The organism is Ruegeria atlantica (assembly GCF_013032455.1).
In the GTDB taxonomy this organism is placed as follows: Bacteria; Pseudomonadota; Alphaproteobacteria; order Rhodobacterales; family Rhodobacteraceae; genus Ruegeria; species Ruegeria atlantica_B.
In genome coordinates, this window is the sequence record NZ_WQCF01000008.1 from 161,111 (window position 1) to 178,917 (window position 17,807).

The 17,807-nt window shown below is 59.0% G+C and carries 17 protein-coding genes; 9 read left to right on the plus strand and 8 right to left on the minus strand.

Features of this window, described 5'->3' with window-relative positions:
• Nucleotides 1-25: 25 nt before the first annotated feature.
• The gene (trpS, locus tag GOW93_RS14990) at nt 26-1,054 is read right to left on the minus strand and encodes a tryptophan--tRNA ligase (RefSeq protein WP_170385907.1); all 1,029 of its coding nucleotides are present in this window, start codon (nt 1,052-1,054) and stop codon (nt 26-28) included.
• A gap of 86 nt (nt 1,055-1,140) precedes the next feature.
• On the opposite strand from trpS, the gene GOW93_RS14995 reads away from it, so the two are divergent.
• The gene (locus GOW93_RS14995) at nt 1,141-1,827 is read left to right on the plus strand and encodes a rhomboid family intramembrane serine protease (protein ID WP_170385910.1); all 687 of its coding nucleotides are present in this window, start codon (nt 1,141-1,143) and stop codon (nt 1,825-1,827) included.
• On the opposite strand, the gene murJ is transcribed toward GOW93_RS14995, so the two are convergent.
• Genes murJ through GOW93_RS15010 form a run of 3 tightly spaced genes read right to left on the minus strand, consistent with a single transcriptional unit; the run spans nt 1,828 to nt 7,317 of the window.
• The gene (murJ, locus tag GOW93_RS15000; protein ID WP_170385913.1) at nt 1,828-3,369 is read right to left on the minus strand and encodes a murein biosynthesis integral membrane protein MurJ; all 1,542 of its coding nucleotides are present in this window, start codon (nt 3,367-3,369) and stop codon (nt 1,828-1,830) included.
• Nucleotides 3,366-6,185 carry a [protein-PII] uridylyltransferase gene (locus tag GOW93_RS15005; protein ID WP_170385916.1) on the minus strand — a complete coding sequence of 940 codons (2,820 nt, stop codon included), beginning with the start codon at nt 6,183-6,185 and terminating at the stop codon, nt 3,366-3,368. The genes murJ and GOW93_RS15005 overlap by 4 nt, the downstream gene beginning before the upstream one ends.
• Nucleotides 6,145-7,317 (minus strand): penicillin-binding protein activator, encoded by a 1,173-nt coding sequence (locus GOW93_RS15010; protein WP_170385919.1) that lies wholly within the window; start codon nt 7,315-7,317, stop codon nt 6,145-6,147. The genes GOW93_RS15005 and GOW93_RS15010 overlap by 41 nt, the downstream gene beginning before the upstream one ends.
• 88 nt (nt 7,318-7,405) lie before the next feature.
• Here GOW93_RS15010 and rsmI point away from each other — a divergent pair, with 88 nt between their 5' ends.
• From rsmI to gshB, 3 genes are all read left to right on the plus strand, one after another.
• On the plus strand, nt 7,406-8,263 hold the full coding sequence (gene rsmI, locus GOW93_RS15015) for a 16S rRNA (cytidine(1402)-2'-O)-methyltransferase (RefSeq protein WP_170385922.1): 858 nt from the start codon (nt 7,406-7,408) through the stop codon (nt 8,261-8,263).
• 1 nt (nt 8,264) lies between these two features.
• Nucleotides 8,265-8,636 (plus strand): YraN family protein, encoded by a 372-nt coding sequence (locus GOW93_RS15020; RefSeq protein ID WP_170385924.1) that lies wholly within the window; start codon nt 8,265-8,267, stop codon nt 8,634-8,636.
• Between the two features lie 61 nt (nt 8,637-8,697).
• Nucleotides 8,698-9,630, plus strand: coding sequence for a glutathione synthase (gene gshB / locus GOW93_RS15025; protein WP_170385927.1), 933 nt, complete (start codon nt 8,698-8,700; stop codon nt 9,628-9,630).
• On the opposite strand, the gene GOW93_RS15030 is transcribed toward gshB, so the two are convergent.
• Genes GOW93_RS15030 through cobU form a run of 4 tightly spaced genes read right to left on the minus strand, consistent with a single transcriptional unit; the run spans nt 9,627 to nt 13,226 of the window.
• Nucleotides 9,627-11,141 (minus strand): YifB family Mg chelatase-like AAA ATPase, encoded by a 1,515-nt coding sequence (locus GOW93_RS15030; RefSeq protein ID WP_170385930.1) that lies wholly within the window; start codon nt 11,139-11,141, stop codon nt 9,627-9,629. The two genes, gshB and GOW93_RS15030, sit on opposite strands and share 4 nt — an antisense overlap.
• A 45-nt stretch (nt 11,142-11,186) precedes the next feature.
• Nucleotides 11,187-12,071 carry a glutathione S-transferase gene (locus GOW93_RS15035; RefSeq protein WP_170385933.1) on the minus strand — a complete coding sequence of 295 codons (885 nt, stop codon included), beginning with the start codon at nt 12,069-12,071 and terminating at the stop codon, nt 11,187-11,189.
• A 58-nt stretch (nt 12,072-12,129) separates the two neighbouring features.
• Nucleotides 12,130-12,708, minus strand: a complete 579-nt coding sequence (locus GOW93_RS15040) for a histidine phosphatase family protein (RefSeq protein ID WP_170385936.1) — start codon at nt 12,706-12,708, stop codon at nt 12,130-12,132.
• Nucleotides 12,705-13,226: a bifunctional adenosylcobinamide kinase/adenosylcobinamide-phosphate guanylyltransferase gene (gene cobU / locus GOW93_RS15045; protein WP_170385939.1), complete on the minus strand. Its 522-nt coding sequence runs from the start codon at nt 13,224-13,226 to the stop codon at nt 12,705-12,707. The genes GOW93_RS15040 and cobU overlap by 4 nt, the downstream gene beginning before the upstream one ends.
• A gap of 100 nt (nt 13,227-13,326) precedes the next feature.
• Between cobU and GOW93_RS15050 the strand changes: the two genes are divergently transcribed.
• The 5 genes from GOW93_RS15050 to GOW93_RS15070 all read left to right on the plus strand — a co-directional run bounded on the left by GOW93_RS15050 (nt 13,327) and on the right by GOW93_RS15070 (nt 17,794).
• Entirely contained in the window at nt 13,327-14,205 is an 879-nt protein-coding gene (locus GOW93_RS15050; RefSeq protein ID WP_170385941.1) for an RNA polymerase factor sigma-32, read from the plus strand.
• Entirely contained in the window at nt 14,202-15,017 is an 816-nt protein-coding gene (locus tag GOW93_RS15055) for a ChaN family lipoprotein (protein ID WP_170385944.1), read from the plus strand. Before GOW93_RS15050 ends, GOW93_RS15055 begins: the two co-directional genes overlap by 4 nt.
• Before the next feature lie 63 nt (nt 15,018-15,080).
• Nucleotides 15,081-16,277: a bifunctional phosphopantothenoylcysteine decarboxylase/phosphopantothenate--cysteine ligase CoaBC gene (gene coaBC / locus GOW93_RS15060; protein WP_170385947.1), complete on the plus strand. Its 1,197-nt coding sequence runs from the start codon at nt 15,081-15,083 to the stop codon at nt 16,275-16,277.
• Nucleotides 16,278-16,292: 15 nt separating this feature from the next.
• On the plus strand, nt 16,293-16,748 hold the full coding sequence (gene dut, locus GOW93_RS15065; RefSeq protein WP_170386163.1) for a dUTP diphosphatase: 456 nt from the start codon (nt 16,293-16,295) through the stop codon (nt 16,746-16,748).
• Nucleotides 16,748-17,794, plus strand: coding sequence for a HesA/MoeB/ThiF family protein (locus GOW93_RS15070; protein ID WP_170385950.1), 1,047 nt, complete (start codon nt 16,748-16,750; stop codon nt 17,792-17,794). The genes dut and GOW93_RS15070 overlap by 1 nt, the downstream gene beginning before the upstream one ends.
• The last annotated feature ends 13 nt before the right edge of the window (nt 17,795-17,807 follow it).

Here is a 17,807-nt window from a genome sequence, read left to right on the forward strand (position 1 = left end):
GACGTCAGGGTAAGGTCCAGAGCAATCAGCCTTGTTTTGCGCCGACCATGCCGACGATTTCGTAGGTCTGCTGCAGGATCGGCGCCGCGATGGAGCGAGCCTTTTCCGCACCCTTGGCCAGAATCTGGTCAATCTCGGCCTCTTCACCCATCAGGCGGGCCATCTCGGACGAAATAGGCGCCAGTTTCGAGACCGCAAGTTCCGCCAGCATCGGCTTAAACTCACCGAATTGCTTGCCGCCGACTTCGGCCAAAACTTGTTCAGCGGTCTGGTCGCTGAGCGCGGCATAGATGTTCACCAGATTGCGTGCTTCGGGGCGTTCGTCCAGACCATCCAGTTCCGAGGGCAGTGCCTCGGGGTCGGTTTTGGCCTTGCGAATCTTCTTGGCGATCGTGTCGGCGTCATCGGTCATGTTGATGCGGCTCATGTCCGAGGGGTCGGACTTGGACATCTTTTTTGACCCGTCACGCAGGCTCATGACGCGGGTCGCGGCGCCTTCGATCACCGGTTCGGTGATCGGGAAGAAATCGACGCCGTAGTCATGGTTGAACTTGATCGCGATGTCGCGGGTCAGCTCAAGGTGCTGTTTCTGGTCGTCGCCCACCGGTACGTGAGTCGCGTGATAGGTAAGAATGTCAGCGGCCATCAGCGAAGGGTACGCGAACAGGCCCAGCGAGGCGTTCTGCTGGTTCTTGCCCGCCTTGTCCTTCCACTGGGTCATCCGCTGCATCCAGCCCATGCGGGCGACGCAGTTGAATATCCACGCCAGTTGCGCATGCTCGGGCACCTGACTTTGGTTGAACAAGATCGACTTTTCCGGATCGAGACCTGCCGCAATAAAGCCCGCGCACAGTTCACGTGTCGAATGAGCCAGTTCCTTGGGGTCTTGCCAGACGGTGATCGCGTGCAGATCAACCATGCAATAGATGGTCTCCATATCCGGCTGCTGCATATCCACGAACCGCTTGAGCGCACCCAGATAGTTGCCAAGGTGCAGGTTTCCCGACGGCTGGATGCCGGAAAACACACGCGGCGTGAACTGAGTTTCGGTCATCGAAGGGAACTCCCGTCTGGAAAAATAAGCCCCCGTCGCTTACCCATGAGGCCAAGGGACGTCAACAGCCGCGAAAGGCCAGCCCAATGAGCAGTGAGCATTATACACCCGCCGTGAACCCTCTGCCGCCTGTTGTGGTGGCTTTGACCCTGTTCATCATGGGAGTGGAGCTGGCCTTTACTTTGGGCACTCGCGGGTTGATCGGAGGCCCGTCGGCTGTGGGTTGGCGGCTGGACGCGTTGCAAAGCTATTCCTTCTCGCCCGATATCTTTGACTGGATGATCCAGAACGGGCGCTGGCCAATCGAACATGTAATCCGGTTCGTGACCTATCCATTCGTGTCGGGCACCTTCACACAGGCCGTGTTTGTCTGTGTTTTCCTGCTGGCGATGGGCAAGATGGTGGCCGAAGTCTTTGGCGGGTTCCAGATGCTGCTGATCTTTGTGCTGTCCGGTGTGGGCGGAGCGCTGGCTTACGCGCTGCTGCTGGACCCCAATTACCCGCTGGTCGGAGGTTTCCCCCCTGTTTATGGCCTGATCGGCGCTTTCACCTGGTTGCTATGGCGCAAGTTGTCGGTGGTGGGGGAAAACCAGTCTCGGGCATTCAGCCTTATCGCGATACTTATGGGTATCCAACTGGTGTTCGGCCTGCTGTTTGGTGGGACCTCCGATTGGGTGGCCGATCTGGGCGGTTTTGCTACTGGGTTTGGCCTGTCCTTCTTTTTAGCTCCGGGGGGATGGGCTCGGATTGTCGGCCGTATTCGTCGTGACTGATCACGAGCGGCGCAGGGCGCGTTTGAATTCGGACAGCTTGAACGCCCCCAAAAGATGGCCCAATGCGAAGTAGCTTAGGGCGGCGACAGTGATCAGCGCCAGAAGAGCCAGATATCGCCATCCCGGCATTTCCAGCGCCCAACCGAACAGATGGATGGCGGCAAACAGAACGACCCCCATCCCTAGCGAGGCTGCCACGATACGTCCGGCGCGTTGGCGGAACCGGGTATCGAACCGGGCCTCATCGCCCATCCCGCGCGCGCCGACGACCAGCAGTGCCACCATGGCCCAGCCTGCGGCTGAAGCGGCGATGGCAGGGGCGATCCAGCCCAACAGCGGATAGAGCCCAAAAGCTAGGCCTGCGTTGATGATCATGGCCACCACCGCATAGTGGAACGGAGACCGCGTATCCTCGCGTGCGAAATAAAGCGGTTGCAGCAGTTTTTGCAGCATGAAAGCGGGCAGGCCAAGGCCATAGACTGCGACAGCCAGTGCGGTGGCTGCGGTATCCTCAGCGCTGAACTGCCCTCGTTCGAACAGGACCGAGACTAGTGGGTTCGGAATGATCAGGAACGCCACAGTCGAGGGCAAGGTCAGCAACAGCATGAACTCTCCCGCGCGGGAAAAGGCGTTTCGGGCTCCTTCTTTGTCATCGGCGCGCAGGCGGCGTGACAAATCGGGCAGCAGGACAATACCTATGGCGATCCCGACAACGCCCAGGGGCAGCTGATACAGGCGATCCGCCGCAAACAACCAGCTGACCGCCTTTTCCGTTTTCGAGGCAACAAGTTGCCCCACCACTAGATTGACTTGCGTCACCCCCATTGCCAGGGCGGCGGGCACGGCGATACGAACCATATTTCGCATTTCAGGCGTCAGGCGCGGCCGACCCACGCGGATGCGGATACCGGCACGTTCGGTGGCCACCCAGACCAGCGCCAATTGAGCGACACCGGCAATGGGAATAACAGTAATGAGCCAGCGAATGACCTCACCCCCAGACATCGCGCCTGCGATCAGGGCTGTGCAGGCGAAGATGTTCAACAGAACTGGTGCTGCCGCTGCCGCCGCAAAGCGGCCTGTCGCGTTCAGAACCCCGGAAAAGAGGGCGGCCAGCGACATGAACAGGATGTAGGGAAAGACGACATAACCATAGTCCACGGCTAGATCGAAACGCTCGTCGCCGTAGAACCCTTCGGCCGTTAGCCACACGAGGCCGGGCATGAATATCATCGCCAGACCCACCAAGGCTAATACGGCCGCGGCCAGCAGGTTGAAGGCGTCCTGCGCAAAACCTTGCGCGTTCTCGCCGCCTTCCAGACGCTTGGAAAACATCGGCACAAAGGCGGCGTTGAACGCGCCTTCGGCAAAGAACCGGCGAAACATATTGGGCAGGCGGAAGGCGGCGACGAACGCGTCCATCACCGGCCCGGGACCGATATAGGCGGTCAACAGGATTTCCCGCAGAAAACCAAGAATTCGGCTGGCCAATGTCCAGAACCCAACCGTGAAAAGGCCCGAAAATAGACGGATCTGCTTCATGAGGCCGCGCGCTCGGCGCCTTCGGTTATGGCCTTGCGTAGCTTGTCCTCGAGCGTGCGCTGCTTGCTGTCTGCATAGTATTTTAACCCGAACATGTCTTTGACGTAGAACGTGTCCACGACTTGCTCGCCATAGGTCGCGATCACCGCGTTGGCGATATAGACATTGGCTGCAGCAAGTGTTCGGGTCAGATCATACAGCAGGCCGGGACGATCGCGGGTATCGACCTCGATGATCGTGTAAATCTCTGATCCGTCATTGTCGAAGGTGATATGGGTCGGGACATTGAAGGCGCGCTCGCGTTTCTTGATCTTGTCTCGTGATTTTAGCGCATCGCGGGCCACCACCTCGCCCTTCAGCGTTTTGTGGATCATCTGAGTCAGGCGCGGCAGGCGGCTGGATTCGAACGGGTGCCCCTCGGCATCCTGAATCCAGAACGCATCGGTTACATAGCCATCCTTGGTGGTATAGCTGCGCGCGTCCACCACGTTTGCCCCGATCAGTGCCAAGGCACCCGCAATTCGCGCAAAGATGCCAGGGTGGTCGCCCATCGCGAAACAGGCGCGGGTGGCGTCGCGATCTTCGTCCGGATGCATGCGAATCTCCACCTCACCCGGATCACCGCTGTTTTCCAGCGCCCGCAGCATTTCGGCAAATTCCACATGTGTCGACAGGTTCAGTCCCTGCCAATAGGGCGGATAGTGCCGACTGGTTTCCACCTTGAGATCTGATTTGGACCAGCCTGACAGTTCAGCCCGCAATGCTTTTTTGGCTTCGGCACCGCGATTGCTACGGTTGAGGTCTTCCATCCCGGTTTCAAGCGCGCGCTTGGTTTCGGCATGCAGGGCGCGCAGCAAGGTGGCTTTCCAGTTGTTCCAGGTGTTTGGACCTACCCCGCGTATGTCGCAGACTGTCAGCACTGTCAGCAGGTCCAGACGTTTGACCGTCTTTACGGCCTTGGCGAAATCGCGCACGGTGCGCGGGTCAGAGATGTCTCGTTTCTGCGCCATATCCGACATCAATAGATGATAGCGCACCAGCCATTCCACCGTTTCCGAATCCGCCTTGCTCAACCCCAGACGGGGCGCAACCTTACGGGCGATCTTCGCACCCAGGATCGAATGGTCTTCGGGGCGGCCCTTGGCAATGTCGTGCAGCAGTAACGCTACATATAGAACCTTGCGATTGACTTCTCCTTTCAGGATCGACGAGGCCAGCGGCAGCGACTCGACAAGTTCACCCCGTTCGATCTGTGCAAGATTGACGATGCACTGAATGGTATGCTCGTCCACGGTATAGCTGTGATACATGTTGAATTGCATCATCGCCACGATGTGCTCGAACTCCGGCAGGAAGGCCGACAGCACGCCAAGTTCATTCATCCGCCGCAGGGCGCGTTCGGGATTGCCGTGTTTCAGCATCAGATCAAGAAAGATACGCTGCGCCTCGCGGTTTTCACGCATATCTTCGTCGATCAGGTTCAGGTTGGCGGTCACCAGCCGCATGGCGTCTGGATGAATCAGCATGCCGGTGCGCAAACCTTCCTCGAACAGGCGCAGCAAGTTCAGTTTGTCTGACAGGAACGTGTCCGGGTCGGCCACGTTTAGCCGACCATGTACAACCTTGTAGCCTGCTTTGATCCGCGGACGTCGGCGAAAAATCCTTTCAAGCAGGGCCTCGCCCTTCACATGTTGGGCTTCCAGCTTGGTCAGGAAGATGCGGGTCAGCTCACCCACATAAGTTGCCTCGCGGAAATAGCGCTGCATGAACACCTCGACCGCGCGACGGCCAGCCCGATCTTCATAGCCCATCCGGTTGGCCACCTCGACCTGCAGGTCAAAAGTCAACTGCTCGGTCGCGCGTCCGGTGAGCAGATGCAGATGCGACCGCACCGCCCACAGAAAGTCTTCGGCTTTGACGAAAGTCTTGAATTCGTCGCGCGTGAACAGGCCCAGCGGAACAAGCTCGGCCACGTCCTGAACGCCATAGACGTATTTCGCAATCCAGTAGAGCGATTGCAGATCGCGTAGCCCGCCTTTGCCCTCTTTTACGTTGGGCTCGACCATATAGCGCTGGCCCTGCTTTTTGTGACGTTCGTCGCGTTCCTGCAACTTGGCTTCGATGAATTGCCGCTCGCTCCCATTGAACAGATCGGATTTCAGGCGGCTTTCCAGATCGGCTGCAAGCGCCATATCCCCAGCCAGATAGCGCTGTTCCAGCATGGCGGTGCGGATGGTAAAGTCTTCGGTGCCTAACCGCAGGCAATCCTTGATCGTACGGGATGAGTGACCAACTTTCAGCCGCAAATCCCAGAGGATATAGAGCATGGATTCAATCACGCTCTCGGCCCAAGCGGTGATTTTGTAGGGGGTCAGGAACAACAGGTCGACGTCTGACGCAGGTGCCATTTCTCCGCGCCCGTATCCGCCCACGGCAAGCACCGCTATTTTTTCGCCCTGCGTCGGCGTGGCCAGCGGGTGCAAATATTCACCTGCAACCTTCATGGCGGTGCAGACCAGACCGTCGGTCAGATAGGTGTAAGATCGGGTCAGGGCGCGCGCCTCGAATGGACGCTTGGCAAAGGCATCGGCAATAGCCTGACGCCCGGTCTTTTGGGTGGCACGCAAAATCCGCACGGTCTCATTTCGCCGCGCGGCATTGTCTGCTGTGGTGTCAAAAGCGTCCGACAGCTGCGCCAGAACAGCGGCACTGTCGAAAATTTCATCGGCTGGGCAGATCAACTCACCCCTGGGGGGGAGCGTCAAGCCCGGTTGATCAGAAACCGGCGCCTGAGAAGCTTTGTGGGGCAGGGTCAATAACTACTACCTGTTTATTCTGGATCGTGGCGACAGCCAGACCGCGTTCGTTGGTGCCGTTCGGACGCAGACGGAAGATACCGCCAACGCCCTGGAAACCGGCGTTCTGTGTCAGCGCCGCCGCGGTCAGCGCATTGGATTTGCCCTGGCTCACCAGCGCGGCGATTGCTGCAATACCGTCATAGGCCAGCCCGCTAATCGGATGCGGTGCCTCACCATAGGTGTTGTTATATCGCTGGCGATAGGCTTGGGCCTTGGACGGGTCCGGCAGTGCGAACCAGCCACCCTGTACGCCCGGCAGTTCCAGTGTCTGCGCAGGAATATCCCAGCGCGTCAGGCCAATAAACTGAGTATTCGTCGGCGAGACGCCTGCTTCGGGCAGCAGTTGTGTGAACAGAGGCAGTGCGCCAGCCGTGGTCGATGTCAGGAACAGAGAATCCGCACCCGACGCGTCTACGGTTGCTTTGACTGAGGGAACCGAGTTGATGACGCCTTGTTGTGAACGGTCATAGCCCACCGATCCGGCATTGTTCACGCGGCTGTTGGCAAGCGCGTTGGCAATGGCTGATTGACCCAACTGACCCGCAGCATCGTTACTGTGAACGATAACCATGTTTGATTTGCCGCGCGATCCCGCATAGCTGACAAGACGGTTGGCTGTATTGTCGAAAGTCGGTCCAAGCACAAACACATTGCCGCCTGCAATGCTGGTGTTGTTCGAGAAGGACAATACGTTGACGTTGTTGCTCAGTGCCGCAATGCCTGCAGAATTTGCAGCCTGCGCATAGACCGGACCAAGTATGATCTTCGCGCCATCTGCCACCGCCTGCTGCGCAACCGCCGCCGCTGTATTCGAGCTACCCCGCGTGTCGTAAACGCGCAGGTCTATCTGAACATTCTGCAAATCTGACATGGCCAGCCGTGCTGCGTTTTCCAGACTGCGCGCCAACGCTTCATCTCCAGCCTGTCCTGATCCTGCAGGGACCAGCAGGGCAACTGGAACGGGGTCGGATGCATTGATCGACGGTCCTCCGCCGATGGTGCCGACATCACATGCGGCCAGAAATGCGGCGGTGGCCAAAACGGCGGCGGTGCGCGCCAGTTTGCGAACGGGCTTGCAAACGGTAAACATCTGAATGAAAACTCCCTGTCCCGGCGGTTTGAGAAGCCGCCAATGTATTGGGTCGCGATAATAAACGTCACGCTGTGAGGGTCCAGCTTTGAATTTCCAAAAAGTCAGATTGGGCGCTGGCCTGTATTTTGTTGCCACTCCGATCGGTACGGCGCGCGACATTACGCTTAGGGCGCTGGACGTGCTTGCCTCGGCAGATGTGATTGCTGCCGAAGATACACGCAGCCTGCGCAGGTTGATGGAAATTCACGGTGTTCCTTTGGATAGGCGGCGTATCCTGGCCTATCACGATCACAGTGGTGCCGGGGCACGCGGGAAAATTCTGGATGCGCTGGCCGAAGGGAAATCTGTTGCATATGCGTCTGAGGCGGGAATGCCGCTGATTGCCGATCCGGGCTATGATCTGGGTCGGCAGGCGGCTGAGGCCGGGTATGTCGTAACCTGCGCGCCGGGCCCTTCGGCGGCGTTGATGGCATTGACGCTGGCGGGCCTGCCCACGGATGCGTTCTTTTTTGCAGGGTTTTTACCCAACGCATCCGGTGCACGTCGGTCGCGGATCGAGGCCCTGCGCGACATTCCCGGCACGCTGGTGTTTTACGAATCGCCCAAACGCGTGGCCGCGTGCCTTTCTGATCTGGCCGAGGTGCTGGGCGAAGACCGTTCCGCCGCGCTGTGCCGCGAACTGACCAAGAAATTCGAAGAAGTTCGGCGCGGATCTTTGGGTGACCTTGCCGCTGAATTGCAGGGTCAGACGATCAAAGGTGAGATCGTCCTGCTGGTGGATCGCGGCCATTCGGAAACTGTTAACGAATCTGACATAGAAGAGGCTTTGAAACGGGCCTTGGAAACCCATTCGGTACGGGACGCGGCGGATCTGGTGTCGCAGATGTATAGGCTGCCGCGCCGACCAATCTATCAGAAGGCTCTGAAACTGGGAAAGGGATGACATGACCGCAAGATCCGTTCGCAGTTCGGTTTCCTTTTACGCCGGACAGGCAGCGGAACAGCAGGTTGCGGCGGATTACGAAAGGCGTGGTTTCTTTATTGCGCACCGTCGCTGGCGCGGATCGGGCGGAGAGATCGACCTGATTGCCCGAAACGCGGATGGAATCGTTTTCATTGAGGTCAAGAAAAGCAGCAGTTTCGACATGGCGGCCGCTCGGATCAGCCAGCGTCAGATCGCCCGGATTTGCGCTTCGGCGGCGCAATTTCTGGAACACGAACCCGGCGGACAGCTGACAAATGTCCGGTTTGATGCGGCTTTGGTGGATGCGACCGGTGCCGTTCAAATCATCGAAAACGCGTTCGGTCAGGCTTGATCCCCATTGAACCCCCGGCCCCGCTGGGCCATGTATCTGGCGTGAAACTGAGGGACACGCCATGAAAATCGCCTTTCAGATGGACCCGATCGGGGCCGTGGACATCAATGCAGACAGCTCGTTCCGTCTGGCCGAAGAGGCGCAGGCGCGTGGGCATACGTTGTTCTTCTACAGCCCGGATCAGCTGGCCTATCAACAAGGGCGGATCACCGCGCGCGGACATGACATGAAAGTGCAACGCGTCGCCGGCAACCCCGCTGAACTGGGCCCGGAACGCGAGGTCGATCTGACCGAGTTCGACGTGGTCTGGCTGCGTCAAGACCCTCCGTTTGACATGCATTACATCACGTCGACACACTTGTTGGATCGCCTGAAAGGGCAGACATTGGTGGTTAATGATCCGTTCTGGGTGCGCAATTACCCCGAAAAGCTGCTGGTTCTGGATTTTCCCGACCTGACCCCACCGACGACGATTGCGCGTGATCTGCAGACGATCAAGGCATTCAAGGAAAAGCATGGCGACGTCATACTGAAACCGCTTTACGGCAATGGCGGCGCTGGGGTTTTCCGGCTGGATGCCAATGACCGCAACCTGACTTCGTTGCATGAGCTGTTCACCGGATTTTCGCGAGAGCCGCTAATCGTCCAGAAATTCCTGCCCGATGTCAGCAATGGCGACAAGCGGGTGATTCTGGTGGATGGCGAGGCCGTGGGCGCGATCAACCGGGTTCCTGCTGCTGGTGAGACGCGCTCAAACATGCATGTGGGTGGTCGTCCCGAGAAGATCGACCTGTCCCAGCGGGATCTCGAGATTTGCGACGCGATTGGCCCTCTATTGAAGGAAAAGGGTCAGGTGTTTGTCGGGATCGATGTGATCGGCGATTATCTGACTGAAATCAATGTCACCTCGCCAACCGGTATTCAGGAGTTGGAGCGGTTTGACGGCGTAAATATTGCCGAAAAGATCTGGCAGGCAATCGAGGCCAAGCTTTAGGACGTGACTTTGGCGCTGATGCGAAAACTCAGCGCCTCGGCCACATGCGGGCGACGGACGTCCGGTTCGCCATCCAGATCGGCAATGGTCCGCGCCACCCGCAGGATGCGATGAAAGGCGCGGGCTGACAGACCAAACCGTTCTGCAGCTTTTAGCAAAAGGTCTTTGCCTTCAGCATCTGGCGCGGCGATTTCTTCCAAAACCGTACCTTCAACATCAGCATTCTGGCGTGTTCCCGGCGTGTGGGTGAACCGTTCGGCCTGAATAGCACGGGCCTGTTCGACGCGGGCCGCGACGGTGGCAGAACTATCCCCGGATGGCGGCAGATCAAGGTCTGTGAACCCAACGGGCGGCACCTCGATCCGCAGGTCAAACCGGTCCATCAACGGGCCTGATATGCGGGACAGATAGTCCTCACCACAAACGGGTGCCCGCGAACAGGCGCGGGCAGGATCAGTCAGATATCCGCATTTGCAAGGGTTGGCGGCAGCCACCAACATAAAGCGGCAGGGGTATTTCACATGGGCGTTAGCGCGGGCGACCATGACCTCTCCGGTCTCAATTGGCTGTCGCAGGGTTTCCAGCACCGTACGGGGGAATTCCGGGAACTCGTCCATGAACAATACGCCATTATGGGCCAACGAGATTTCACCCGGTTTTGCCCCTTTCCCCCCGCCCACGATTGCCGCCATCGATGCCGTGTGGTGGGGTTCGCGAAACGGGCGGGTGCGACTGATGCCACCTTCGTCCAGCAATCCGCACAACGATTGGATCATTGAAGTTTCCAGTGCCTCAGTCGGCGTCAGCGGTGGCAGAATACCGGGTAGGCGCGCGGCCAACATGGATTTGCCGGAACCAGGGGTTCCGATCATGATCAGGTGATGGCGGCCTGCGGCGGCAATCTCCAGTGCGCGTTTGGCCCTTTCCTGTCCTTTCACATCGCGCAAATCGCGGGCGCTGGGCGCTAGGTTTACCTCGCCAGGCTGGGCAGCAGGTAAAGGTGACTGGCCCGAGAAATGCCGTACCACATCGCCTAATGAGCCTGCGCCAATTACCTGTGTGGCATCGACCCAGGCGGCCTCGGCGCTAGAGGCGCGGGGGCAGAGCAGTGATCGATCCTCGGCAGCGGCAGTCATCGCGGCGGGCAGGGCACCGACAACCGGAACCAGCGAGCCGTCCAATGACAGCTCACCCAGCGAAACTGCGCCTTCGGCAGCGTCGGATGGGATGATTTCCAGCGCGGATAACAGCGCGACGGCGATGGGCAGGTCGAAATGGCTGCCTTCTTTGGGCAGGTCGGCGGGCGAGAGGTTGATGGTGATCCGTTTCGAAGGCAGCGCAATGGCCATGGAATTTAGCGCGCTGCGGATACGGTCGCGGGCCTCGGACACTGCCTTGTCAGGCAGACCGACAATGGAAAATGCGGGTAGGCCCGGCGAGACGGCGCATTGCACCTCGACCGGGCGGGCATCGACGCCTTGGAAGGCAACGGTGTGAGAACGGGCGACCATGTACGACCTTTTTGGTTAACAGGTCGTTGCTGCCATGGACGCGGTTTAAGAATGGTTAACAGCGCTGGCCATTTCGGTGAATTTTGGCCAGGCATCGGGGTCCGCGACAGTTTTGTCACGGCAGAATTGATTGCAAAAGCCCCAACGCTGCCCGTTCAGTTCCAGAAAATGCGAGACGGGTTTGCCGGAATAGGGGCATGCGTCGTTAACCGAAGATCCGCCTTCGATCGGGCGTGCGCCGGATTGGGAACCGATCGGCCAGGCCATGGATGGCAGGTCCAACGCATATGGGAATGGGTCATAGGTCACCGTCATCCCCATCGCGCGCCATTGGCGCACTCTTGGGTCGGATAACAATTCCAGACAATAATCTTTATTGGCCTCGGACACCGGCAAGCCATAGCCAATAATCCGTGCGGCGACCGGCGTGAAAAACACGTCCGCCAGAGAATATTCGCCAAAGAGCGGGCCGGTTTCTGAAACGGATACAGCGCGAGCATGGGCCCAGAGCGTTTCGATCCGTTCCAGATCAGCCCGGGTCTCAGGTGACGGGGTAAACCCCTGCCAGCAGTGCAGGAGTTGCATCGGGCATTCTGCACGTAGGGTGTTGAACCCGGCCACCACCTCGGCGCAGAGCCACCGGGCGGTCGCGCGGGCGGAGGGGTCTTGCGGCCACAACCCGGCCTCGGGGTGGTTTTCGGCCAGCGTCTCTGCCATGGCGAGGCTTTCGCCCACGACGGTGCCATCGGGCAGGCGCAGGGCGGGGACAAGGCGCGCCGGGGCGAGCGGCTTCATATCCTCGGCCATAGTGCCGGAATAGAGGCCGATCATCTGGCTTCGATAGGGCAGGCCGAATTTTTCCAGCATCAGCCAGCCGCGCAAGGACCAACTGGAAAACAGGCGGTCTCCGATAAACAAATCATAAGTCATTTCACGAGGATGGCGTGGTGTGACCGATCAGTAAATCAGTGATTTGTGCGGGATGTGATCACGGGCAGTGATTGATCCGCCCCACCGACCAGCGATCACCACGGTGCGTTATGTCCGTGACCGAGAGGTTGTCGATGCGATGACTGAATGCCTCAAAGGCAGTAAGTCCAAGGGCACGCTGAACTTGGGTCAGGATCACGCCGAAATGGGCAACAACAATCAGATCGCGCCCGGAATGACCTGCGATTAATTGGTCGATCACGGCATCGACGCGGCAGCGTACCTCATTCCAGCTTTCGCCGCTCGGGGGGCGCACGTCGCCGGGGTTGTCCCAATAAGCAAAGGTCAGCTCGGGGTCTTCGGCCTCGATCTCTTTGAAACCGCGCAACTCCCAAGTACCGAAATGGATTTCGCGCAGATCGCGATGATGCGGCAGGCGTTGGCGTTTGCCCTGAATGGCCGTAGCAGTGTCGGCGGCGCGCGAAAGGTCGGATGAGATGACCAATGCCTTGGCAGGCAGGTGGTCGTGCAGGCGTGCAATGGCGGCGTGATCGCTGAGGTCGGCCGGAATGTCGGACCATCCGACCATGGTCTTAGCATGTGTCGGCCCGTGCCGGACAAGATGCAGGCGGGTCATGGCAGTTGCCCTTTCAGCACCAATGGTAGCCCAGCGATGACTTGCACAGCCAGATCGGCCTGCGCTGCCAGTGCGATGTTCAACCTCCCCTGCGCGTCGCGGAACCTGCGGGACAAGGCGTTGTCTGGGACAATACCATGGCCGACCTCGTTCGAGACTATCACAATCGGCGCGCGGCATGATTTCAATGCCTGCAACAGGTTGGATTGCGCCTGTTCCAGATCGTTTTCGGCCAGCAAGTGATTGGTCAGCCACATGGTGGCGCAGTCGATCAGGCAGATGTCGTCAGGAGTCAAATTGCCCAAAGCCGGGCCAAGGCCCAATGGTGCCTCGATGGTTTCCCAGCCCTGCCCGCGCTGGGCAATGTGGCGTTGAACCTTTTCGCGCATCTCGTCATCAAACACTTGTGATGTGGCAAGGTAAATTTGATTTTTACCTGATGAAACAATCAGTTGTTCGGCAAATGCCGACTTTCCCGAGGCCGCACCCCCCAACACAAAGGTTAAATCCGGATACACTATAATTACCTTTCTTATGATCCACCCGGTTTTGTTCTGCGTATCGACCATAGATCGGCAAGGCAAGCCCAGCCCGCGCCAGTGAAAAGGGGAGATTTCAATGGCACTCGACAATGCAAACGATTTCTCGATGTCGCGGCAAGCGATGAAGGCCGAATTGCTGGACGCGGAGACGGAATTGAAACTGGCTTATGCGTGGCGTGATGAGCGTGACGAAAAGGCATTGCATCGACTCATTACAGCTTACATGCGTTTGGCGATTTCCATGGCGGCCAAGTTCAAACGCTATGGCGCGCCGATGAATGACCTGATCCAAGAGGCTGGTCTGGGCTTGATGAAGGCGGCGGACAAGTTTGATCCTGATAGGGGCGTGCGCTTTTCGACCTATGCGGTCTGGTGGATCAAGGCGAGCATTCAGGATTATGTGATGCGCAATTGGTCGATGGTGCGAACCGGGTCGACATCGTCCCAGAAATCGCTGTTTTTCAACATGCGCCGGGTTCAGGCCCGGTTGGAGCGCGAAGCCGCAAGCGATGGGATGGATCTGGATCGCTATCAGTTGCACCAGATGATTGCCGCCGAAATTGGCGTGCCGCTGCGCGACGTGGAAATGATGGAAGGACGCCTATCTGGTTCCGACTTTTCACTGAACGCCGTACAATCGGCCGACGAAGATGGGCGCGAATGGATTGATGCGCTGGAAGATGAGCGGGAGCAGGCCGCCGAGACAGTCGAAAATAGCCATGACACAGAACAGTTGCGCGAATGGTTGGTGACGGCGATGCAGGCGCTCAGCGACCGCGAAAGGTTTATCGTTCGCGAACGCAAGCTGCGTGAACCCATACGGACCCTTGAAAGTCTGGGGCAGGAGCTTGGCCTGTCCAAGGAGCGCGTGCGCCAGATAGAGGCAGCGGCATTTGTTAAAATGCGCAAGAGCCTTGAAGCTCAATCGCGTGAGGTGCAACACTTCATCGCATGAAACATCTTGCGATTCTGCTTTGCGCATTTGCGGTTATGGCCAGCCCCGGGCATGCCGATGATCTGATCCCCGATGATATTCTGTCCGCGATGACTTCGGCGGACGTGGTGATTCTGGGTGAGGTGCACGACAATCCTCAGCATCATGTTATTCAGGCCGAGGCGTTGAAGGCTGTGAAACCCTCTGCCGTCGTGTGGGAGATGGTGACCGAGGAAAGTGCGCAACGTCTTGCGGATAAGGCTGTATCCGACCCCGAGGAGCTTGCGCGGATTCTGGAATGGATCGAATCCGGCTGGCCGCCGCTCAGCATGTATTACCCGGTCTTTCAGGCTTCGGACGCGCCGGTATATGGCGCCATGGTTCCGCGCGCGGCCGCCCGTGCCGCGATGGAGCGGGGCGCAGCCACCGCCTTGGGTGCGGATGCGGCGCGTTATGGTCTGACCGTTCCGCTACCAGCCGAGGAGCAAGCCGCGCGCGAGGCCGATCAACTGGCATCGCATTGCAATGCGATGCCAGAAAGTGCGTTGCCGCAGCTGGTTGCTATTCAGCGTCTGCGCGATGCTGTGTTGACCCGAGCGATCCTTCGCGCGACTGATGAGACAGGCGGACCGGTTGCGGTGATAACCGGCAATGGTCACGCGCGAAAAGATCGGGGCATTCCAACATTTCTGTCCCGGCTGCGTCCGGGGCTGAAAGTGTTTGTGCTGGGCCAGTCCGAGGACGGTCTCATCGAGGGAGAATTCGATGCCGTGATCGACAGTCCGACTATCGAACGCGAAGATCCTTGCTTGGCGTTTCAGACATCCAATTAACCGCTGGAACTGTCCGCCCCCCTTGCCTAATGTCGGGGCCGACCGGGACAGGAAGGGTTCAACATGCTGGCATCGAAACGCATTCTGCTGATCATTGGCGGTGGGATCGCAGCCTATAAGTCGCTGGATATGATCCGGCGGCTAAGGGAACGTGGCGCGTCTGTGACGCCTGTTCTGACCCGCGCCGCCGAGGAATTCGTGACACCCCTGTCTGTATCGGCGTTGGCTGGAGAAAAGGTCTATCGCGATCTGTTTGATCTGACGGATGAGGCCGAAATGGGCCATATCCAGCTGTCGCGCTCGGCCGATCTGATTGTCGTTACCCCTGCGACGGCCGATCTGATGGGAAAGATGGCGGGGGGGCTGGCCAACGATCTGGCTTCGACCTTGTTAATGGCGACGGATACGCCGGTTCTTTGCGCGCCCGCTATGAACGTGCGGATGTGGGACCACCCCGCAACGCAGCGAAACCTGAAACAGCTGCAAGCGGATGGCGTTCGTTTTGTTGGCCCCAATGAAGGCGACATGGCGTGCGGTGAATACGGCCCCGGCCGCATGTCTGAACCGCTTGAGATCGTTGCGGCGATTGAAACAGAGCTGGGTGGTGGTCCGCTCAGCGGCAAGCGCGTGCTTGTGACCTCGGGGCCGACGCATGAACCTATCGACCCGGTGCGCTATATCGCTAACCGCTCGTCCGGGGCGCAGGGGACAGCCGTGGCGCGGGCGTTGGCTGCATTGGGCGCTGACGTAACCTTTGTAACTGGCCCAGCAGACGTTCCGCCGCCCGAGGGTGTCCGGGTTGTGCCGGTTGAAACCGCACAACAAATGTCCGATGCGGTGGATACTGCACTGCCGGTTGATGCGGGTGTGTTTGCCGCAGCCGTGGCGGATTGGCGGGTAGCCAGCGCCTCGGACAAGAAATTGAAGAAAAGCCGTGACGGGATGCCGACACTGGAATTTGCCGAGAACCCCGACATTCTGAAACGCATCTCGCATCTCGAAACCGGACGTCCCCAATTGGTTGTCGGCTTTGCCGCAGAAACGGACAACGTAGTTGAACATGCCACCGCGAAACGGGGGCGCAAAGGGTGCGATTGGATCGTGGCCAATGATGTCAGCCCGGCAACCGGGATAATGGGCGGCCCCGAAAACGCGGTGATCCTGATCTCGGACGAGGGTGCCGAGGAATGGCCGCGCATGGGTAAAGATCAAGTCGCCCAACGTTTGGCGCAAAAGATCGCCGATGTGCTGACCAGCTAGACAAGAGGAACAATGATGGTTGCAATTCGTGTGATCCGCGAGGAGGGCGCTGATCCGTCGGTGCCTTTGCCGTCTTATGAAACAACCGGGGCAGCCGGCGCGGATGTGCGGGCGAATCTGCCGGATGGGGTGTCGATCACACTGGAACCTGGTCAGCGTGTCTTGGTGCCTACTGGTTTGCGGATCGAAATTCCTCAGGGGTTCGAAGTGCAGGTTCGTCCCCGCTCTGGCCTTGCGCTGAAACACGGAATCACACTGCCCAATACACCCGGCACCATCGACAGTGACTATCGTGGTCCGCTGGGGGTGATTGTCCTGAATGCGGGTCAAGAGGTGTTCGAGATCACCCATGGCGAACGCATCGCTCAACTGGTCGTGGCCCCTGTCGTGCAGGCCACGTTCCAAGCGGTTGAAGCGCTCAGTGACACCACGCGCGGTGTGGGTGGTTTCGGCTCGACCGGGCGCGGCTGATGCTGCTGGTTCTGATCCTCGCCGCGGCCCTGTGGGGCGTCGGCTATTTGGCGGGCGTATCCCGGTCGGCACGCGTAACATCGGTCGCTGTTCTGTTGCTGGGGGTGATAACGGCCCAATTGCTCCTTCCCGATGGGCATCCTTTGCGCGAGGCGACCGGCGGCTCTGCGGCGATGTGGCTGATACTGGGCGGTACTGCGCTACTGGTACTGCTCTATGGACACATGCTGAAAGCGTTGCGCAGTCGCGCCGCTCCAGCCTCAGCTCAGGAGCTCGCAATGCCATCCGAGAAATTCTCCGAGACCGAGCTGGAGCGCTACGCTCGCCACATCGTTCTGCGTGAATTGGGCGGTCCGGGTCAGAAAAAGTTGAAAAAGGCGCGGGTGCTGGTGATTGGTGCCGGAGGGCTCGGCGCGCCCGCGCTGCAATACCTGGCCGCTGCAGGCGTGGGCACAATAGGCGTGATCGACGATGACGAGGTCGAGAACGCGAACCTTCAACGGCAGGTGATCCACCGCGATGCGGATATCGGCATGCCCAAGGTGTTCTCGGCCCAGCAAGCCATGCAGGCGCAGAACCCCAATGTCACCGTCCTGCCCTATCACCGCCGTCTGACCGATGAGATCGCCTCCGACCTGTTCGCTGATTTCGATCTGATTCTCGACGGCACAGACAATTTCGACACCCGCTATCTGGCCAACCGTACGGCGGTTGCGCTGGGTAAGCCGCTGATCTCGGGTGCACTGTCACAATGGGAAGGCCAGCTGAGCGTTTTCGATCCGGCCAATGGCGCACCCTGCTATCAGTGTATCTTCCCCGAAGCTCCGGCTCCGGGTCTGGCGCCGTCCTGTGCCGAGGCCGGGGTGATCGGCCCTTTGCCCGGAGTTGTGGGTTCGATGATGGCGGTCGAGGCAATCAAGATGATCACCGGAGCCGGTCAGGCTCTGCGTGGGGAAATGCTGATCTATGACGCGCTTTATGGTGAAAGCCGCAAGATTACTTTGTCCCGTCGTGCCGATTGTCCGGTTTGTGGCGCTGGGTCGTAACCCCGCTCTGGAT